This is a genomic window from Neobacillus niacini, from assembly GCF_030817695.1.
GTDB classification, from domain to species: Bacteria; Bacillota; Bacilli; order Bacillales; family Cytobacillaceae; genus Neobacillus; species Neobacillus niacini_F.
On sequence record NZ_JAUSZQ010000002.1, the window covers coordinates 3,426,732 to 3,444,907 of the forward strand.

Annotated in this window: 20 protein-coding genes; 4 read left to right on the top strand and 16 right to left on the bottom strand. The window is 37.8% G+C overall.

The window, feature by feature from the left end:
• Positions 1 to 5: 5 nt before the first annotated feature.
• A complete protein-coding gene (locus tag QFZ28_RS17375) occupies positions 6 to 566 on the bottom strand; it encodes an AAA family ATPase (RefSeq protein WP_307195806.1) in 561 nt (186 codons plus the stop codon).
• Between the two features lie 502 nt (positions 567 to 1,068).
• Between QFZ28_RS17375 and QFZ28_RS17380 the strand changes: the two genes are divergently transcribed.
• The 3 genes from QFZ28_RS17380 to QFZ28_RS17390 all read left to right on the top strand — a co-directional run bounded on the left by QFZ28_RS17380 (position 1,069) and on the right by QFZ28_RS17390 (position 3,177).
• Complete coding sequence (locus QFZ28_RS17380) at positions 1,069 to 1,224, top strand: hypothetical protein (protein ID WP_307195807.1); 156 nt, start codon at positions 1,069 to 1,071, stop codon at positions 1,222 to 1,224.
• Positions 1,225 to 1,412: 188 nt separating this feature from the next.
• Positions 1,413 to 2,849, top strand: coding sequence for a MocR-like pyridoxine biosynthesis transcription factor PdxR (gene pdxR / locus QFZ28_RS17385; RefSeq protein WP_307195808.1), 1,437 nt, complete (start codon positions 1,413 to 1,415; stop codon positions 2,847 to 2,849).
• A gap of 181 nt (positions 2,850 to 3,030) precedes the next feature.
• Positions 3,031 to 3,177 carry a hypothetical protein gene (locus QFZ28_RS17390; RefSeq protein ID WP_307195809.1) on the top strand — a complete coding sequence of 49 codons (147 nt, stop codon included), beginning with the start codon at positions 3,031 to 3,033 and terminating at the stop codon, positions 3,175 to 3,177.
• Here the strand turns inward: QFZ28_RS17390 and QFZ28_RS17395 are convergent.
• The 3 genes from QFZ28_RS17395 to QFZ28_RS17405 all read right to left on the bottom strand — a co-directional run bounded on the left by QFZ28_RS17395 (position 3,174) and on the right by QFZ28_RS17405 (position 5,621).
• Positions 3,174 to 3,674: a GNAT family N-acetyltransferase gene (locus tag QFZ28_RS17395; RefSeq protein ID WP_373428147.1), complete on the bottom strand. Its 501-nt coding sequence runs from the start codon at positions 3,672 to 3,674 to the stop codon at positions 3,174 to 3,176. The genes QFZ28_RS17390 and QFZ28_RS17395 overlap by 4 nt on opposite strands.
• A gap of 165 nt (positions 3,675 to 3,839) precedes the next feature.
• Positions 3,840 to 4,796 (bottom strand): alpha/beta hydrolase, encoded by a 957-nt coding sequence (locus QFZ28_RS17400; protein WP_307195811.1) that lies wholly within the window; start codon positions 4,794 to 4,796, stop codon positions 3,840 to 3,842.
• A 135-nt stretch (positions 4,797 to 4,931) separates the two neighbouring features.
• Entirely contained in the window at positions 4,932 to 5,621 is a 690-nt protein-coding gene (locus QFZ28_RS17405) for an N-acetylmuramoyl-L-alanine amidase (RefSeq protein WP_307195812.1), read from the bottom strand.
• A gap of 265 nt (positions 5,622 to 5,886) precedes the next feature.
• Between QFZ28_RS17405 and QFZ28_RS17410 the strand changes: the two genes are divergently transcribed.
• Positions 5,887 to 6,204: a hypothetical protein gene (locus QFZ28_RS17410; RefSeq protein ID WP_307195813.1), complete on the top strand. Its 318-nt coding sequence runs from the start codon at positions 5,887 to 5,889 to the stop codon at positions 6,202 to 6,204.
• A 66-nt stretch (positions 6,205 to 6,270) separates the two neighbouring features.
• Here QFZ28_RS17410 and QFZ28_RS17415 read toward each other — a convergent pair whose 3' ends face one another.
• From QFZ28_RS17415 to QFZ28_RS17470, 12 genes are all read right to left on the bottom strand, one after another.
• Positions 6,271 to 6,570, bottom strand: coding sequence for a BC1872 family protein (locus QFZ28_RS17415; RefSeq protein WP_307195814.1), 300 nt, complete (start codon positions 6,568 to 6,570; stop codon positions 6,271 to 6,273).
• Positions 6,571 to 6,705: 135 nt separating this feature from the next.
• Positions 6,706 to 7,245 (bottom strand): glutathione peroxidase, encoded by a 540-nt coding sequence (locus QFZ28_RS17420; protein ID WP_307195815.1) that lies wholly within the window; start codon positions 7,243 to 7,245, stop codon positions 6,706 to 6,708.
• A gap of 93 nt (positions 7,246 to 7,338) precedes the next feature.
• A complete protein-coding gene (gene pabB, locus QFZ28_RS17425) occupies positions 7,339 to 9,081 on the bottom strand; it encodes an aminodeoxychorismate synthase component I (protein WP_307195816.1) in 1,743 nt (580 codons plus the stop codon).
• A 60-nt stretch (positions 9,082 to 9,141) separates the two neighbouring features.
• Positions 9,142 to 10,599, bottom strand: coding sequence for an amino acid permease (locus tag QFZ28_RS17430; protein ID WP_307195817.1), 1,458 nt, complete (start codon positions 10,597 to 10,599; stop codon positions 9,142 to 9,144).
• Between the two features lie 326 nt (positions 10,600 to 10,925).
• On the bottom strand, positions 10,926 to 11,456 hold the full coding sequence (locus tag QFZ28_RS17435) for a cupin domain-containing protein (RefSeq protein WP_307195818.1): 531 nt from the start codon (positions 11,454 to 11,456) through the stop codon (positions 10,926 to 10,928).
• A gap of 147 nt (positions 11,457 to 11,603) precedes the next feature.
• Positions 11,604 to 12,164 (bottom strand): CBO0543 family protein, encoded by a 561-nt coding sequence (locus QFZ28_RS17440; RefSeq protein WP_307195819.1) that lies wholly within the window; start codon positions 12,162 to 12,164, stop codon positions 11,604 to 11,606.
• Positions 12,165 to 12,331: 167 nt separating this feature from the next.
• Positions 12,332 to 12,931 carry an NADPH-dependent FMN reductase gene (locus tag QFZ28_RS17445; protein ID WP_307195820.1) on the bottom strand — a complete coding sequence of 200 codons (600 nt, stop codon included), beginning with the start codon at positions 12,929 to 12,931 and terminating at the stop codon, positions 12,332 to 12,334.
• Between the two features lie 169 nt (positions 12,932 to 13,100).
• The gene (locus tag QFZ28_RS17450; protein ID WP_307195821.1) at positions 13,101 to 14,126 is read right to left on the bottom strand and encodes a threonine aldolase family protein; all 1,026 of its coding nucleotides are present in this window, start codon (positions 14,124 to 14,126) and stop codon (positions 13,101 to 13,103) included.
• A gap of 369 nt (positions 14,127 to 14,495) precedes the next feature.
• Positions 14,496 to 14,930 carry an SRPBCC family protein gene (locus QFZ28_RS17455; RefSeq protein WP_307195822.1) on the bottom strand — a complete coding sequence of 145 codons (435 nt, stop codon included), beginning with the start codon at positions 14,928 to 14,930 and terminating at the stop codon, positions 14,496 to 14,498.
• A gap of 561 nt (positions 14,931 to 15,491) precedes the next feature.
• Entirely contained in the window at positions 15,492 to 16,157 is a 666-nt protein-coding gene (locus QFZ28_RS17460) for a carbonate dehydratase (protein WP_307195823.1), read from the bottom strand.
• A 182-nt stretch (positions 16,158 to 16,339) separates the two neighbouring features.
• Entirely contained in the window at positions 16,340 to 16,837 is a 498-nt protein-coding gene (locus QFZ28_RS17465) for a hypothetical protein (protein ID WP_307195824.1), read from the bottom strand.
• A gap of 123 nt (positions 16,838 to 16,960) precedes the next feature.
• A complete protein-coding gene (locus tag QFZ28_RS17470; RefSeq protein WP_307195825.1) occupies positions 16,961 to 17,962 on the bottom strand; it encodes an LLM class flavin-dependent oxidoreductase in 1,002 nt (333 codons plus the stop codon).
• Positions 17,963 to 18,176 lie beyond the last annotated feature (214 nt).

Consider the following 18,176-nt stretch of genomic DNA (forward strand, 5'->3'; position numbering starts at 1 on the left):
TATATTTATAACTGAAATCTCTCTTTTATGACTTTCGCTGCTTCTTCCGCACTCAAGTTTGTATTATTAATTCTGATATAGTCTGGTTTGGTAATTTCGCCTTCTAGAGAATTCAACCGGTATTTTTCCATCGACCTCTTTAGATTATTTTCAGACCATTCAACATTTCTTTTGGTCGGTTTATGCTCTAGACGGTGAGGACTCTTATTGCGCTCCAGTCTTTCATTCAAATCTGCTTCCAATTCGACAAAATAAACATTGCCTCCTCTTGACTCAAATATCTGGCAGACTTTATTTACATATTCCCAATCAGATGGATGATTGAATGCCCAAACATAGGTAAAGATTAAACCTTCCAAATCACTTTTTGCTACTGCCTCGAATATTTCCTCTCGAAACAAGGTTACTAATCTTTGACCCTCTTTGGTACCGAAATCAAAAATCGGCGTAACCAGTTCAATGGTCATATGATTATGAAAAAGCTTTAGACCCGTAATTTTAGCTAGTTCTTGCCCAACTGTCATTTTTCCAACAGCCTGTGGACCAAATATCAATACGAAGTTCATAAACTCCCCCTAAAAATACCTATTACTTTGAAGATATTAAATTCTCTCTTTTTGTCAAAATTCCTTCTTTTACTACTCACAAACATAAAGTAATTCAGTTGTTTTGTGAAAATTAAATAAAATAGCTGTTGACGTTCCTTTTAGAAGAGCTTTTCTAAAATACAGTTGTATTGGCATCGTTGAATAACCGGAAATTTTCCGGTTATATTTAGAATGGGAATTTCGGGCTAAATAGGCGGAGCTTTTCCGCTTATGCAAAGCAAAATCCCCCTTTTTTTATAATATTTACCAATTAACCGGAATTTTTCCGTCTATTTATTCTCGGATGCATAATCTAACCTAATTCCCCAACCGATACGTGTGCGGACCCTATTAGATCCACTTGATTGGAGATTCCATGTTGATTATTACAATCCATTAATTAGTATGTCTTTTCACTTTTTGCAGACATTAAAAGTAGTGTTGTTTTTAACACTCAATAACTCATGTAGAGGTGACTGTTATGAAAAAAGATAACTATTCAAAAGGGGAACCCACACTTGCAGAGGGCATTAATACAGAGGATGTCTTAAATCAAGATGCCACACAGGAAGAAATTGAAAAAGGTGAATCCACGAATGTAACGGTTTTGACATTAGATGAAAACGACCCTAGCTAAAGGTAACATTATCCAACCCGAGCGAAAGCGATGCGCATTTAAGCATCGCTGTTTTTTTTCCTCAAATCAAATAAAATACCGAAAAGTATCTTAAATTTTCCTAATCGTTCAGTGGTTTCAACAAATGAATTAATAAATGAAAAAGTATACAATAGTTTGTAAGAGACCTAATTTAAAGGATGTATCAAATGGATTGGAAACCAGATAGAGACTCGACAATACCTATTTATAAACAACTTGCTTTATATATTGAGACCGGAATTGCTGACGGTACTTTTTCACATGATAAACCTTTGCCTTCTGAAAGAGGTTTGGCTAAGGAACTTGGTGTAAATAGAAGCACCGTTATTGCTGCCTATAATGAATTAGAATCAAATGGGCTGATTGATCGAACTAGAGGAAGCGGCACAACAATCAGTAAAGACATTTGGGGAATTTCGAAGAAACGGATTCCTAGCTGGAACCGTTACATAGAGGCTGGTTCATTTTTGCCCAATTTGCCTGTAATGCAACGAATACATAAAGAAATGGCGGAGCAAAACCTTATTAATTTAGCCAGTGGTGAATTGTCTCAGGATCTTTTTCCTGTAAAATCACTTAGAGAGATTACTTCCAACAGATCGTTTATTGGATCATTAGGATATGACCATCCACAGGGTAATGTTGTCCTTAGGGAAACCCTTACGAATCATGTCAAACAGTATCGTGGTATAGAAACGAACCCAACCTCCATATTGATAACGTCAGGTGCACAACAAGCTTTGCATCTCGTGGTTCAATGTTTGTTAAAGCCTGGAGACGCTGTAGCTATCGAAAACCCTTCCTATCATTATAATTTGCCTGTTTTTAAATCGGCGGGAATCAAAACGTATTATTTAAACGGCGATGAAGAAGGAATAAACCCAAATGATATCACTACATTGTATAAAAAACACAGAATTAGAATGATTTTTTTAAATCCTATTTTTCAAAACCCAACAGGTACCTTATTGTCTGTAGAAAGGCGCAAGAAGGTTCTAGAAATTTCATCTGAATATGGAATTCCAATTGTCGAGGATGATCCGTATAGTTTAACCGCGTTTACCGGAGAAAAAATTCAAACCCTTAAATCATTGGATCAATATGGGAATGTGCTGTATATTAGCTCTTTAACAAAAATCGTTGCTTCAGGCTTAAGAATCGGCTGGATTATTGGACCTAAAGCAGTAATCGAAAGGTTATCAGATGCCAAGCAACAGGTTGATTTTGGCCATGCGAGCTACACACAATGGATGGCAAATGATTTTTTAGAATCCAAAGATTTTGAGTCCCATATCCATCATTTAAGAAAACAATTAGGTAGTAGAAGAGATCAAATTGTCGAAAGCCTTCAGTACTTTTTAAAAGAACAAGTAGAGTTTTATATTCCTGAAGGTGGGATTCATATATGGTGCAGGATAAAAAGGGAATTTAATGAAATTCAATTATTAGAAGAATCGATTAGAAGAGGCGTAATCTATGTACCTGGGTCTACAATGGGTTCTGAGAAAGGATTTGTCCGTTTTACCTTTTCACGAGAGAAAGAAAAAGATATTCATGAAGGCATTAGAAGATTTGCTGAGGCTTTTCATGCTGTTTCAAAATAAAGGATCAGATTTTATTCTGATCCTTTACCATTAGGTTAACCAAATGTAGATACCTAGGGCAACCAATGCAAAAAAAATAATCACTACATATATTAAGGTCAAGTTTGTTGTATTCCTTTTGGTAGAACTCCTGTAGTTTTCATCCGGCTTCCCCGTTAACGAAAGGGTTGAGACTACCGCAATGATTAAGATTACTATTACTAAGATTGATAATATCTTCATGCTGCACCTCGTCTTTTTATTTAGTGCTATTAACAACTTCTATCATAGCGCAACTGGAACCATCTTTAACCATCCAATCCAACTAAAAAATAACCATCCACTTTAAACATTTAACCTAGCCATTAAAATGGTATGATAGTACTTTCCGTCTGATAACCTTTTATCAAACTTTAACGAACCTTCCACTTCGAAGCCATATTTTTGATATAACTTTATTGCTTTGTCATTGGTTTCTAATACTTTCAAGGAGATTTTCTTTATCCCACTCTCATCTGCCCACTGAATAGATTGTTCAAGTAACTTTCCTCCAATCCCATATCCCCAGTAGTCTTTCAAGACACAAACTCCAAATTCCACTTTATGAGAGGACCGTTTTAATTGGTTCCCCTCACATCGGGAAAAACCTACAATTCTATCATTCACCTCAGCAATCAAAAATAGGTGATTAGACCGTTCGGTATCCTCATTAATTACCTTTTTAAAACCTGATTCATCTATGTATGCCTCGCCCTGTTCTCTATCCAAATTCTCTGTTTCACCGTCAACCTGGACTCGGACTTGAGACAAGCCTTTTGCATCTTTCTCCATTGCCGACCTGATCATATATCGCAAACCATTTATTGTAAATTCTTTCGAATCAATAAGCACTAAAAGGTTCCTCCCTATGTAAAAATAAAGAAAACTCATTCATTTATTCTAATATTCTGTAGCAGACTGTAAATTAAAAAGCGCAATGGACGACACTTCATCCATTGCACTTGATTTATTTTAAATACTTACAGATTCAGGCTGTAGTTGCAACGCTTTTTTCAATGCTTGAACATACTGATTTTTTGCTTTCTTCCCTATTTCGGAAGTTGGATTCAATAGTTCAAAACCATGGTAAGCACCTGGATACAGGTGGAATTCCACAGGAACTCCTGCTTGCGCCAATTTTGCTACATATTCTATGGTTTCATCACGGAAAGGATCTAACTGACCTACACATGTATAGGTTGGCGGCAGATTAGAAAGACTTTTTGCACGGGCAGGTGCAGCATAGGGTGAAATTTCTCCGTTTGCATGTTCACCCAAATACATCCTCCAACCCGCTAGATTATTTCCACGGTTCCAGATTGCACGTTCATCCGTAATTTCGTAACTGGAAGGTGTTGCATTACGATCATCAATCATTGGGTATAATGGCATTTGGAAAGATATCGCCGGACCTTTTCGATCACGAGCTAACAAACATAAAGCTGCAGTCAAGCCTCCGCCTGCACTTTGACCCGCAACGGCCACACGCGTTACATCAATATTCAACTCATCCGCTGCCTGTGTCATCCAAACCAATGCAGCATAACAATCTTCGAGTGGTGCCGGATACGGATGTTCAGGTGCAAGACGGTAATCCACGGAAACGACGACACACTGTGCTTCCTGTGCAAACTCTTGGCAGTCACCGTCCGAACCATCTATATCTCCTAATATGTAACCTCCTCCATGGATAAATAACAGAGCTGGAAGCTTTGTCCCATTTCGAGGTACAGGTTCATAAATTTTAACCTTCATTGCTTGGCCGTCACCGCCAGGTATGCTGCGAGTGGCAATGTTAACGCTTTCAAGCTTTTCAATCGGAATGGCTGGTGCTTGTCTTGCTGCCTCTAATCCCTCTGGCAGACGAAGGGGTGGGAAAACCGTAAGTATTTCTTTTAATTCTGGTGCTACTCTGTTCATAAAATCCATTCAAAAGCCTCCTATACAAATCTCTATTTCTATGAATAATCATAGCTTGTACATTAATCTATGCACTTACATATTTGGTTATAACACTATTCGACGGTTAATTGTTATTTCCCTTCTTTTCTTAATGAAGTGAATCTACTTGATAAGTATCGCTGGATATCCCTTTGCTTTCAACTCTTCTACCAAGCCCTTAGCATTTTTGATATCTGCAAATGCTCCCACTTGGACACGATAAAGTACATTCGTGGATGGGTGCTCAACTGGTTTCTTTTTTAGACCATACTGAGAAACAAGTCCCTCCACCACCGCTCTCACTGCTTTTTTCTGGTACTCCGTTGTCCTCATCTTCATGGCTTCATTATAGTTTGTCATAAAGGCAAATTCGATTATTATTGCCGTCATGTTTGTTTCTCTTAATATCTGAAAATTTGCCGCTTTAACTCCACGATTTCTGAACCCTAATTCTCTCACTAAATTGGCTTGTATCTTTTCGGCGAGTGCCGATGTCTCTTTTGGCCACGTCGCATATATATACGTTTCAGTGCCACCCGCATTGTTCCAATCAGATTCGTAAGCATTCAGATGGTAGTCGATATGGACATTAGCTCCCCAGGTATTTATGGCATCGACACGTCTATTTAGTGTTATATCACTTCTCCCAGTCGGGTCATCAATCCGCTTTTGCGAGACTCCTTCATAATTATCTAGTTCCTTCATTACCAGCTCCACAATTTTATTCGTAACCTGCCATTCTTTATATCCATCGGGTGACTGCTTTCCTGGTGTGACAAGTGCATGTCCTGCAGCGTGAGATATTTTCAACATAAAGTACCCTCCTTTTTTTTGAAAAAGGAACTTTTTCTAGCTTATTGGACAATCACAGCCCATCTATTAGTTCCCTTTCATACACCCTTTATATATGGATAAGAAACCAAAATGGACAGGGTCAAAAAGTCCACTAAAGCAAAATATTATATTATGTAACAAAATTTAATAGCGAAATCCTTTATAACCTGTTATTTTTATCACACCTTCCTCTTTCTCACGAATGTAAAATGATATTGAATCAAAATTTAAAGGAGGGCATGTATTGTTAAAGTTATTTATTTTCGTATTAATCCTTATTACTTTGGTCGTGTTAAGTATGTTTATTGATGGTGTGCTTGAGTTACATAAGCAAGAAAAGGAAGACAAAAAGAATATCATCAGAGACGGAATGGAAGGATATTTGGACAAGACGTTTGGATTTGGAAATGTAACCATCTTCAAATTGATCCTTGATGCGGATGGCAATACTAGATATTTAGTGTATTTGCCTAAATATGAATGGTTTAAATCTCCCCAATACGAATGGTATGAAGTCTACGCCACACAGAACGGTTTCAAACATGAAGCAATAAAAGGATAATGCAATAGAGCACCTCCATTTTCTCGAGGTGCTCACTTTTAATCGAATCCTTTAGTTATTATCTATCTATAGCCATTCTTCATCTATTGTACTATTGTCGGCGAGTGAGAATGCTGCATTGGTTATCGCTTGTGCTAAGGTTTTACCACTCGCGCAAACATCATTAAAACAAACCTCATGTTCACCTGCTGCTGAATATGTATAGCCGAAACTTTTTAATCGCTCAACAATTAAAAGTGCATGTTCAAGGTATTCATCCGGCTGAAAATCATAAATAAATACCTCTTTTTCTGCGTCATACCATCTGTCATACCGATTTAATTTCCACCCAAGTATTCTACGTGCAATAACCTCTGTTTTGTTCATATCTGACTGACCTCTTTTATACTCTAGATTATTATATTTTACCATTCATAAATACAACCATCTGTTTCAATATTGTGTCACAGGTTTTCTCATAGGTGCAAAAAAAGGACCAATATGGCCCTTTCAATTTAAAAATTATTTTAGTAACTTCTCAATATCATTTTCCATCTCTTCAGGCAGGGTACTTGGGAAATAGCGTTTAACAACATTTCCATTTTGATCAATTAAAAACTTAGTAAAATTCCATTTAATATCAGAGCTGTCTAGAATCTGAGGGAAATTGTTACTCAGATGCTGGTATAATCTACTATCGGTATCCATGTTACGATCCTCTGGTGCCTGCTCACGTAAATACCGATAAAGCGGATGTGCATGCTCGCCGTTTACATCAATTTTTTTAAACACTGGAAAACTTACATCATAGTTGACCGAACAAAATGCTTGGATTTCTTCATCCGTACCAGGTTCCTGCCCTCCAAATTGATTACAAGGATAGGCTAGAACAGAGAATCCCTGATCTTTGTAAGTCCTAAATACTTTCTCTAAACCTTCATATTGCGGGGTTAAACCACATTTACTTGCAGTATTAACAATGAGCAATACTTTTCCCTTAAAGTCCTCTAAGCTAATACTTTCACCATTTGAAAGCTCAGCTTGAAAAGCATAAATTGACATATGTATACCTCCAACTTTTCCTTCGTAAATTTTGATAAAACTCCATACTACTATTCCACAATAAACTGTAAGAAACCTGCTAAAAACACAATTTTATACTAGACGAACCTCTTTCCATTTACGGACACTATTAATAAACCAGACTTTTGTAGCTTTATTTAAATCAGCGTGTGTGAGCGTTTTTTCGTGTATTTCTCCCTCATGGATTAATCTGTTACGAAAAGTTCCAGCTAATAAACCGCTGCTTACTGGTGGGGTCCACTGTACACCGTCAATATCCAAGACAACGTTGCCATTTGTAAACTCGGTTAATTCACCGTCTTGATTCCAAAGCAAGACATCAAAAGCTTCTGCCGGCTTCTGTTTTTGAAACTTTTCGTAGATCTCGCGATTGGTGGTTTTATGATATAGAAATGGACTGGTTTTATCGACTGGCTCATTCGATATGACTACCTTTAATACTGTATCCTGTTTGGTGATAGGTTGTCCTTCAATCATTAACTCTCCATCTTTGGCCAATAGTAATCGAACCTTAATCATCCCGTTACCATTTTTTTCTCCAAACTCCTTTAAAGATTCTTTTATTCTCTCAACCTGGTTTGGAAATCCAAAATACCGAGCTGAATTCGCTAGTCGTTCAAGGTGCTCTTCAAGCAAAAAATAATCCCCATTGTCTAGTAACAAACTCTCTAATAGTTGGAAATCTAATGGTTTTTCCTCTAACAGCTTTGCTTTAGCCAGAATCTCATGGTATTCCCCTTCCGATGTGGAATCCCATGTAACGCCTCCGCCTACACCGTAAACGGCGTGGTTTGTTGAATGGTCAATCAGGACTGTTCTGATAGGCACATTAAAAATAGCTTCTTTATTTGGTGTAATATAGCCAATGGCACCGCAGTAAACCTCACGTGGCTCATTTTCTAAGTCTGCAATGATATTCATCGTACTAATCTTTGGTGCTCCGGTAATCGACCCGCATGGAAAAATAGCCTTAAAGATATCTACTAAGGTCGTTGTATCCGATACCTTTGCAGTTATAGTAGAGGTCATTTGATGGACCGTTGGGTATTGTTCAATTTCAAATAATTTCTTAACCGCAACCGTGCCAGATTGGGCAACCATCCCAAGATCATTTCGCAGCAAATCAACAATCATAAGGTTTTCTGCACGATTTTTCTCAGAATGAAGCAGCCAGTTTGCGTTAGCAGCATCCTCTTCAAATGACGCCCCTCTTTTAAACGTCCCTTTCATTGGCCGAGTTGTGATTTCCCCATTTTCCAAGTGGAAAAACAACTCTGGTGAAGCAGACAAAATACTATGTTCGCCAGTATATATGTAAGCACAATAATTAGAGCTTTGTGCTTTTTTTAGCCTTGTATAAAAAGCAAGACCATCACCGCTAAAATGTGAATGGAGCCGAATGGTATAATTCGTTTGGTATGTATTTCCGTACTGAATAGATTTTTTAATTGAGGCTATTGCTTGATTGTACTCCTCCATCGTAATGGTTGGTTCCCATTTAGAAACGGAAAAATCTCCATCACTGCTTATTTGTGCAGGCTCGGGTTTTGAAAAAATACCAAACCAGAGTAAAGGAAAAGAACCCCCGCTCTTGACATTAAAAGCTGAATCAAATGAGGGAGCACTCTCGTATGATAAAAATCCTGCAGCGTAATACCCTTGTTCCACAGCTTCTTGAACAAGCTCAAAGCACGGCAGGACATCCTCCACCTTGTGTGCGGCAATCACTCTGACTGGATGTTGAAATGTTAATGGTTGTATTTTTCCGTTTGAATCGGCAAATTCAAATGCTAAAAGAGGTTCTTTTTGATTCATGATCTATGCTTTCACCCTTAAGTTTTCTGATTTTTATAAAGAAAGGAAACCTCTTTTAGTTTATTTATCCTTGTTTCTTTCGTCAACTCTTTCGGATAATTCTCTTGCTAACTCGGTGGCGTAGTTTGGCCGGAATTTTCTAGGTGATACATCTTCTTTGGCTGTTTTATTTGCTCTTGTACCCCGCAGGTTGCTCATGACGAAATAAATGAGGGAGTAAATGACCACCATACTACTTCCTGTGATGAGCCCAGCTGTCTGACCTGGAATCAAAGGCATACATAATAAAACAATGATTAAGCTTATTAATGCAATCCAAGAAGTGAGAGGGAACCCCGGCATTTGACAGACCCCACCTGGTGGACACCCTTCCCTTTTACGAAAGCGGATATGACTTGCCATAATTACAGCATAGGTAAAGATTAGAGCGAATCCGCCTGATGTAATTAAAACAAGATAGGCTCTCGGAAATAAAAGACCGAAGAACAATCCAATCAGCATGGACAGCCCTGAAAATAAAATACCTTTGTATGGAACATCACTTTTGTCCTTTAACCAATTGGGTGCATGACCTTCATCAGAAAGGGAGCGGATCATTCTTCCTAATCCAAAAATACATGCCAGCATCGCTGAGAGAATGGCTGAAATCAATACCAAATTTAATGCCGTTCCTGCCCAGCCAATCCCCCATCGATTTAATGAAGCAACCATCGGACTGACGTTTTCACTAAGTTCTGCTGTAGGAATAAGTGGCAGCAGCACTGCCGCATACAGGATATATAATCCGACCAATGAAAATACAGTATAACGAATCGCTTTCGGAATCGTTTCAGTTGGATTATCTGCTTCAGTTGCCGCTAATCCTATGATTTCAAACCCTGCATAGGCAAAAATAACCAGGAGCATACTTCCGGCAATCCCCTGTATCCCACCAGGCATTAAGGGTTCCCTAGCCAGCTCTCCGGCACCAATTGCCGGAGTTCCGGGCATTAATCCTGCAATTAATACCAATGCCGTTAGGATAAAAAAGATAATCGCAAAAATTTTAACCGCAGACAACCCGCTTGCGAGCTTACCTATTTTATCTGCACCTAATAAATTCAGCAGGGTAACAGCTAAAATAATCGATCCACCTAACCAAGCAATTGATACATTCGGAACCCATTGACGAATTAATAATGAAATCGCTGTTGCCTCACTCGACATCGAAAGAACCGTTCCTGTCCAATAAAGCCAGCCCACAACAAATCCTGTTCCTCGTCCAAGTTCCCTTGCTGCAAATGTACTAAAGGAACCTACAGTTGGTGCACCTACCGTCATCTCTGACAAGGCATAAAGGATTAGATACACAAGCCCGCCAGCCAAAATATACGATAATAAAATCGCCGGTCCAGCTGCATTAATCGCCACTGATGATCCAAGGAAAAAAGAACCCCCAATAACGCTTCCTAACGCCATCATCGTTAACTGCCATGCAGACAACCCTTTTCGTTTGCTTTTCATTACATTATCAGCCATTTTACATATTCACCCATTTTCTAAAATAATCTAACGTTATTGTTTACTTTATTTAGAAAAGGATTCGATGGGATATCCTGCTAGTATTGTAAACACAATTCGAGTCGAGAGGGACCACACAATTGACAAATAATTTACAATACAACAACTGTGTCTTAACAATTCTCTCCTATAATTAATGTAACTAGTATGATTTCAAGAAGGAGGAAGTTGCATGCGTGAGTTCATGTTTAGAATCGTCATTTTGATTCCGATTTGTACTTTTATGTAACCTTTATTAAAACTCTACCTATCCTACTAGAACCTACAAAAATACTCCTCCAATTTCATTCCAAAGAACTTGGCAGCTGTTTATAAGCTAATTTCATAATGATTTCCTTGTGTTGCGGGTAAACCTTCAACAGTTCATCTTGTGTAAACAGTTCAAAGTCTTGAAATTCAAATCCCGGGGAAACCATACATCCCACTAGTGAACAAGTATCCTTCTCTGAAACGGAAGACCCAAATATTGAATTTTTCTTCACTAAGACTTGAGGTACTTCGCCTGCATCTAGATTCATTCCTACCTTTATTTCTTTATATTCACCACTTTCATCAATCACATGGATACTCAAAGAGCTGCCACCATGATAGTACCATAGTTCATCTGATTTAAGACGGTGGAAATGGGAAACATCTTCAGAGGGTAAAAGGAAATAAATACTGGTATAAAGCTTACGTTTCCCCTCATAATTTACCGATAGTTCGTTATCACTAATTTGTTCTTCTGACTTAAAAGTTTCTTTGTAATAACCGCCTTCAGGGTGAGGTGTAAGGCCAAGTTTCGAAACCAGGTTATTCAAATCATAAATTTGCATGATATAATCCCACCTTTTCTTACATCTTTAACTTACTATCCTTCTTTACACAACAATAAAAGCTGCCTTCATGGCAGCATATTTTCACTAGATTTGCCTTTGACTTCAGCCACTTAATTAAAAAACTTTCTAAACAAAAAGATAACATTATTTTTTTTCTAACTTTTCAAAGGAATTTAAGCGGCTAAACCAGTGAGCCAGTAAATAGAACGAGGTTAGGATTAAGAAAGAATATGTATAAGACCAATCAATTTTCTTGTATAAATCAAATTTAGCCAATACTGGCATACCCACATATGCACCTAGGACTCCGAAAAAAACTGCTTTTAGATATGGATTAAAGTTAGGTTTATATTGCAACAATAGCATGACAAACACTGGTAAAACAGAAAGTCTGTACGAAAAATTTATTGTGGCTACGGGGACTACCTTCACCGGATAAGCCCACTTTCCAAAACTAACTCCAAGCGTATCAAGGATTTCTGATAATACCATCACCAATAAACCTGCAGAAAATAAACGAGCTGAGCTTTCACGATTACGGAATATCCCCCAAAAAATCCAAGGTGCCACGATCATAGCTAATGCAGCCCACCATTGCCCAGTAAATAAAAAAGCATTCATGACTGTTTCAACAATTAATTGGTTTGCTTCCGTTATCATTTGAGTTGCTTTATCTACTTGTTTCAATCCATCTTGGTAAGTCATACTGCCCACCTCATCATGTTTCTATCTCCTATTATTTTATACTATAGATACTTTAGCTATTCTCTTCCATAGTTAAATCAGTTTTTGCACAAAGTGCAAAAAAAGCACCCATTTAAGAGTGCTTACTGAACTATAACAGTTGTATTAGACCGACACATTATTATTGCTTATCTTATAGTTTTTAATGCTTTACTCCATTGCTCTACTTCACCAAGCATGGCATTGACATTATCAAGGTGTAGGTCCTGCGGTTTGAATTCAGACCCATTCACAAAATCGGTAAATAAGCTCAATGTTGGATGTGTACGAACGTCCGCAATTTTTAATTCACCGCAAATTCCGCGTAAATGCTCAGCAGCACGGGCCCCGCCAGTAGAACCATAACTTACAATACCAGCTGCTTTGTTGTTCCAAGCTTCACGAGCAAAATCAAGAGCATTTTTTAAGGCTCCTGTAATACTGTGATTGTATTCTTGAACGATGAAAACAAATCCATCTAGTTCTGCAAGTTTCCCATTCCAAGCAGCAATTCCTGGTTCTGATCCATCGGTAGTTCCTAAAAACGGTAAATTGAAATCAGCGATATCAACGATTTCATAATTTGCGTCAGTGCGTTTGTCGGCAATTCCTTTTACCCATTCACCTACTTGTGGACTAACGCGCCCTTGACGTGTGCTTCCTAGAATAATTCCAATGTTTACTTTTTCATTTGTCACTGTTTCTTCCTCCTTCATTTGTTTCCCAAATAGGTTGTCTAAAAAACCCATCAATCACACCTCCTATACTATTATCATGGTACTTTTTACCCCTAAAAATTCTTCATTCGTTCAATCCTAAAAATTTCTTCTATATTTATACATGGATTTGTTCAAAAAAAAAAAGATACATTCAGGCTAGACCTTTACCTGATTTGTATCCCTTTTTTTCTTTGTTATCTTACAAGAGCTTTTTCAGATCCGCAATAAGACTGTTTACCTCTCCCTCTTTTGTTGCCCATGATGTGACGAGCCGAATAGCAGATGAATCAGAATCTACCTTCTCCCAGATATGAAAAGCATATTTGGTTTGCAGCTCCGTGATGACAGCATTCAGCAGTATCGGAAAAATTTGATTGGACGGTGAGTGAGTTAGAAACTTTACATTCGCCTTTTCGAGCTCGTTTCTAATCCTACCAGCCAGCTTATTCGCATGGATAGCCAGATCAAAGAACAAATTATCACGGAAAAGTTCTAAGAACTGTATGCCCATCAATCTTCCTTTTGCAAGCAGCGCCCCCTTTTGTTTAATATGATAACGAAAATCTTCCTTTAAAGATTCACGGCAAATCACTAAAGCCTCACCAATCAGAGCTCCATTCTTTGTTCCACCAATGTAAAATGCATCCACTAGGGTAGGGAGATCACTCAACTGCAGGTCATTCTCTTCCGAACATAACGCAGAACCAAGCCTCGCACCATCCATATACAATATAAGTTGATTACGTTGGCAAAAGTTATGTAACTCCTGAAGTTCGCTCTTAGAATATATGGAGCCAATTTCAGTAGAATTTGATATGTATACTAATTTCGGCTTCACCATGTGTTCATCTGGATGAATATCAAGGACTCCTTGCAAATCTGATGGTGAAAGTTTTCCATCTTTGCCCTCAACTGATAGTATTTTATGACCGGTTGCCTCGATGGCACCTGTTTCATGCCCAAGGATATGTCCACTGCTAACCGCAATTGCCGCTTCATGTGGTCTAAGAAAGGCTGAAATTGCGATAATATTTGTTTGTGTTCCGCCTGAAATGAAGTGAATATCTGCGTTTTCGCTTCCGATTTTTTCCTTTATCCTTTCAATTGCTTTTTTCGAATAACGATCCAGGCCGTACCCCTCATCCTGCTCCTGGTTGGTTTCTAATAGTGTATTCAGTATTTTAGGATGTGCCCCTTCACTGTAATCGTTCTTAAAACTGTACATTTTATTGCCCCCGTTTATCACTTTTTCTAATTATACCTATATATCTTACCAAGATTTTTTATAACCCGCCAAAATAAAGAAATATGTCTTAACAAAAAAAGAAGGAAGATATTCACTACCACTCACTTGACTCTTTTTGATATTATTACCATTAACAGAATTTCATTATGGATTATTAAGGGAGACTAAAAAAGTGAAGACCTATAAAAGGAAAGGAAATTTAATTACCTTGCACCCTGCCCAAATCCTAGTTCTCGGCTTCGGTGGTCTAATTTTATTGGGGTAAAATATGCAGAAGAAAAAATATTAATTGGATGATAGAAAACACACCGTTTATGCTTTAAACGGTGTGTTTTGCTGGTTTATCGCTTATCTTTCTAGGATTTCCTTGATTTTTTTCAAATCTTTCATGTTCGCTTTTTTCATCATAGTAGACATGAACGGCGAGATTATTTTTGAAAAGCCAGTTGGATTCCCTTTATTTCTTAAAGTCATACGTGTTTGATTATCATTAATAACTTGCCATGTATAAATAGTCTCCATTGTAAAAGGTCCTTGGGCGGTTTTCATCACTAACTTCTTACCTGGAACAAACTCTACAATCTCATACACATAGGCAAGTTCTCGCCCTATAAACTTCGCCTTAAAAGCAATTTGAGAACCAACCGCGAGTGGTTTTGGCGATCTCCACTCTGCTGAATGAATATTTACATACCATTCTGGTGCATGATCAGGGTTTGATGCATACTCAGATACTTGTGATATAGGACGATTAATCATTATTTCTGTAACTACATCTACCATTGTCAATTTACTCCACTTTTTTTGGAATTTCTTATAGATAAGTTACCCATATTTTGTTCCGTTTAAGCAATAAAACCTTTACCTATTAAATTAATGTGAGCTTTTTGTCTTAGTAATCTGATCTTTTGATTTTTGGTTAATCTTCTCCAAATCCTTACCTTGAAATACATAAAAAGCCCTCCTAACTATGAATGGAGTTACTCCGAATACTTCTACACAATTCTACTTTTTTATCTAATGAACACTTATTTTATATTTTTATGATTATGTTTTCATTTTATCAAACATATTGTTGATTGGAAATTTAAAAAGGTCGACCAATTCTAACGTAATATTACAAAATTCACTGTTAATTTCATGGTATTCCCTCTTTGAAAAAGAATATTACAAGAAATCATCCAATCCATGTCGAAAAGTATTTTGAATATTATGAAAATATATGTCAATTTTGTGAACTTGTAAAATAAGAGAATAGCCCTCAGGGAAGTAACTGAGGGCTTCTAGTTCATGATTGTTGATTACAAGAAGGAAAAACTTTGTCCATTCGTGCGGAAGGTTTCCTTAACAGGCTAAGCCGCAGGTACATTTATTTTTTCCAAAATACAATGAATAAGCCGCCGGAAATTCCTGGTTCACTCGCTGTACCTCTTTTGCAAATTCTGCCTCCGTTTTTGGGACAGTTGCTAATGAATTCGCCTTATCCCGGGTGTCGATGTTAGCTCCAGGTGGTACAAAGCTGTTCGGTTTCAACTCTACTCCATTGGTAACCACAGATCCAGAGGAAATAAAGCTTCCCTCCCCAATAATTGCATTATACACGATTGACTTAAAGCCGATAAAAACGTCGTCATCCACTTGGCATGGGCCATGTACCAGGGCACCATGCGCAACAGAAACCCTGTTCCCAATATAAATGGAATACTTTTTATTGTTCTTTTCAAAATACTTGTTTTTTAAGCCGTGAAGGATAACACCGTCTTGAAGATTACTATTGCTTCCAATATAAAAAGGAGTTCCTTCATCCGCTCTGATACTTACAAATGGACCGACGAAGGTATTATTTTGAATGGTTACATCACCAACCACATACGTAAAAGGACTTAAAAATGCTTGATTATGAATAATTGGAAACCGAGGATATGGATTTACCGAAGTTGCTGGATTATAACCCACATAGTAACTATAAAGATTGAATGGTCCATTATGATATCCTTGATGATTCCACATTGCTACCTCTCCTTTCATATATTCTAAGCACCTTTAAATTTTATGTTTTCACTTATAAAAAAGACCGTTGAATAAATTAGAAGAAATATAGGGAGTAAACATCATCAAAAAAAAAATACAAAAATGCTGCATAATCGGCTATTTATGTATAAATGGTGCCTGTCACCGAAACAGCCAGATGCCTATTCGGCCTCTGGCTGTTTCGGTTTAGGTTCTCCGTTGTTGGTTTGCTGCTGATTGGTTTTGAAGATATCCTTTGATAGAGCGTTTAGTTTGTTTACGAAGCGGTTGAATCCAAATCCTACGAAGAAGGCTAAGCTTATTTGTGCATAAGGGGTGTCTTTAAAGTCGACGAATTCGATTAGTAGGATTCCGCTTTGGATTAAGGTAACTGCCACGATAGCTGTACCGGTTGCGAATATCGGGTAGAAAATGTACATAATCCATTCCCTATAGTCGTTTAATTCATCTTTCATGTAATGAGAACAAAACATATATAAATGTCGCAGTGAGCCCCCAATGGATCCAGCGAAGAAGTAATATAAAAAGATTTTAATATCATCAATAAATGGCAGTGATTCATCAAGTGCTCCAGTCCATACGATACCTATTGCTATAAAACTCCCAAAAAACAGCAGTGAAAGATATAGTAAAATACCGGCTTTTAACCAATTATTCACCCAAATCACCCCGCTTGTGATACTCCATCCTATGTGGTAACAGCTAAGGGGGTGACTAATATAGTGTACATAAGCCCAATAATTTGTTATTTTACTAAATACGAATGGCTGGAAAGTGCAGGATTACTTACCTTCCACTACTTCTTTAAATATTTCATAAGAACGTTTTTGTTTCTCAACATCGTAGATATATGACACTGCCATAATTTCATCAACACCGTAGTAGTCTTGGAAGCTTGTCAACTGCTGTCGGATGGTTTCTTTGCTTCCGATTAAGGTCACGCTGGACATGGATTTTGCCATCTCTTCCTCCATCGGGGTCCAAATTCCATCCATGCTTTCAACTGGCGGTTGCAATGGATTTCGTGAACCACGGACAACGTTTAGGAAAAACTGATGCATTGTAGTTTGTAAGATTTTAGCCTCTTCATCCGTTTCTGCTCCTATGACATTTAAACATACCATCATATATGGTTTATCTAGGTACTCAGAAGGCTGGAATCGCTCACGATAAATTTTAATTGCTTCTCCCATGAATTTTGGTGCAAAATGTGATGCAAATACATATGGCAGACCTAAGCTTGCAGCTAAATATGCAGAATCGGTGGATGATCCTAGAATATAAATTGGTACGTTGGTATCCACACCCGGATAGGCTTTGACATACCCTTGATGCTCTTCTGGCCCAAAATAAGTAAGGAGTGCCTGAACATCCTCTGGAAAGGTATAAACGGAATCATTTTTTGAGCGGCGCAATGCATTAGCAGTCATCATATCTGTTCCAGGTGCACGTCCGAGTCCAAGTTCCACTCGATTAGGAAATATAGTTGCCATTGTCCCGAATTGTTCGGCTACGACAAGCGGCGAATGGTTTGGCAGCATAATTCCACCAGAACCTACCTTGATTGTTTTGGTATGCTCCAATGTATGTTTGATTAGTATGGCTGTTGCTGAACTAACAAGTGTTGGAGTATTGTGGTGCTCAGCAATCCAGTACCGTTCATAACCCATTGCCTCAGTTGCTTGCGCTAGATCAATCATTTCCTCAATCGCTTGCTGCGAAGTCCGTCCTTCGCGGATCGGAGCTAGATTTAAGACTGATACAGGTATATTAAAAGTTCCCATTATATTTATTAGTCCTTTCTTTTTAAAGGTATATTTCTATAGTAACAATAGAAATACAAGAAACAAACTTATATGCTTTCGTTAATAATTCTAAAATTATCCTTTGTCACTTCCAATAAAATGATTCATTACATGATTCAATTACCACCCCATGTTTTAACTCCTCCACTAACACCCTATCTACTAAATTGGAAGATACCCCCATAACATTCAT

Excerpts from the sequence above, each read along its gene's own strand:
- QFZ28_RS17420 (WP_307195815.1), bottom strand. The coding sequence starts at position 7,245 with ATGTCAATTTATGCTTTTCAAGCTGAGCTTTCAAATGGTGAAAGTATT.
- QFZ28_RS17445 (WP_307195820.1), bottom strand. The coding sequence starts at position 12,931 with ATGGGTTTTTTAGACAACCTATTTGGGAAACAAATGAAGGAGGAAGAA.
- QFZ28_RS17435 (WP_307195818.1), bottom strand. The coding sequence starts at position 11,456 with ATGCAAATTTATGATTTGAATAACCTGGTTTCGAAACTTGGCCTTACA.
- QFZ28_RS17395 (WP_373428147.1), bottom strand. The coding sequence starts at position 3,674 with ATGATCAGGTCGGCAATGGAGAAAGATGCAAAAGGCTTGTCTCAAGTC.
- QFZ28_RS17460 (WP_307195823.1), bottom strand. The coding sequence starts at position 16,157 with ATGTGGAATCATCAAGGATATCATAATGGACCATTCAATCTTTATAGT.
- QFZ28_RS17405 (WP_307195812.1), bottom strand. The coding sequence starts at position 5,621 with ATGTTGAAAATATCTCACGCTGCAGGACATGCACTTGTCACACCAGGA.
- QFZ28_RS17390 (WP_307195809.1), top strand. The coding sequence starts at position 3,031 with ATGATTAAGATTACTATTACTAAGATTGATAATATCTTCATGCTGCAC.
- QFZ28_RS17400 (WP_307195811.1), bottom strand. The coding sequence starts at position 4,796 with ATGGATTTTATGAACAGAGTAGCACCAGAATTAAAAGAAATACTTACG.
- QFZ28_RS17470 (WP_307195825.1), bottom strand. The coding sequence starts at position 17,962 with ATGGGAACTTTTAATATACCTGTATCAGTCTTAAATCTAGCTCCGATC.
- QFZ28_RS17430 (WP_307195817.1), bottom strand. The coding sequence starts at position 10,599 with ATGGCTGATAATGTAATGAAAAGCAAACGAAAAGGGTTGTCTGCATGG.
- QFZ28_RS17440 (WP_307195819.1), bottom strand. The coding sequence starts at position 12,164 with ATGACTTACCAAGATGGATTGAAACAAGTAGATAAAGCAACTCAAATG.
- pdxR (WP_307195808.1), top strand. The coding sequence starts at position 1,413 with ATGGATTGGAAACCAGATAGAGACTCGACAATACCTATTTATAAACAA.
- QFZ28_RS17450 (WP_307195821.1), bottom strand. The coding sequence starts at position 14,126 with ATGTACAGTTTTAAGAACGATTACAGTGAAGGGGCACATCCTAAAATA.
- pabB (WP_307195816.1), bottom strand. The coding sequence starts at position 9,081 with ATGAATCAAAAAGAACCTCTTTTAGCATTTGAATTTGCCGATTCAAAC.
- QFZ28_RS17380 (WP_307195807.1), top strand. The coding sequence starts at position 1,069 with ATGAAAAAAGATAACTATTCAAAAGGGGAACCCACACTTGCAGAGGGC.
- QFZ28_RS17375 (WP_307195806.1), bottom strand. The coding sequence starts at position 566 with ATGAACTTCGTATTGATATTTGGTCCACAGGCTGTTGGAAAAATGACA.
- QFZ28_RS17455 (WP_307195822.1), bottom strand. The coding sequence starts at position 14,930 with ATGGTAGATGTAGTTACAGAAATAATGATTAATCGTCCTATATCACAA.
- QFZ28_RS17415 (WP_307195814.1), bottom strand. The coding sequence starts at position 6,570 with ATGAACAAAACAGAGGTTATTGCACGTAGAATACTTGGGTGGAAATTA.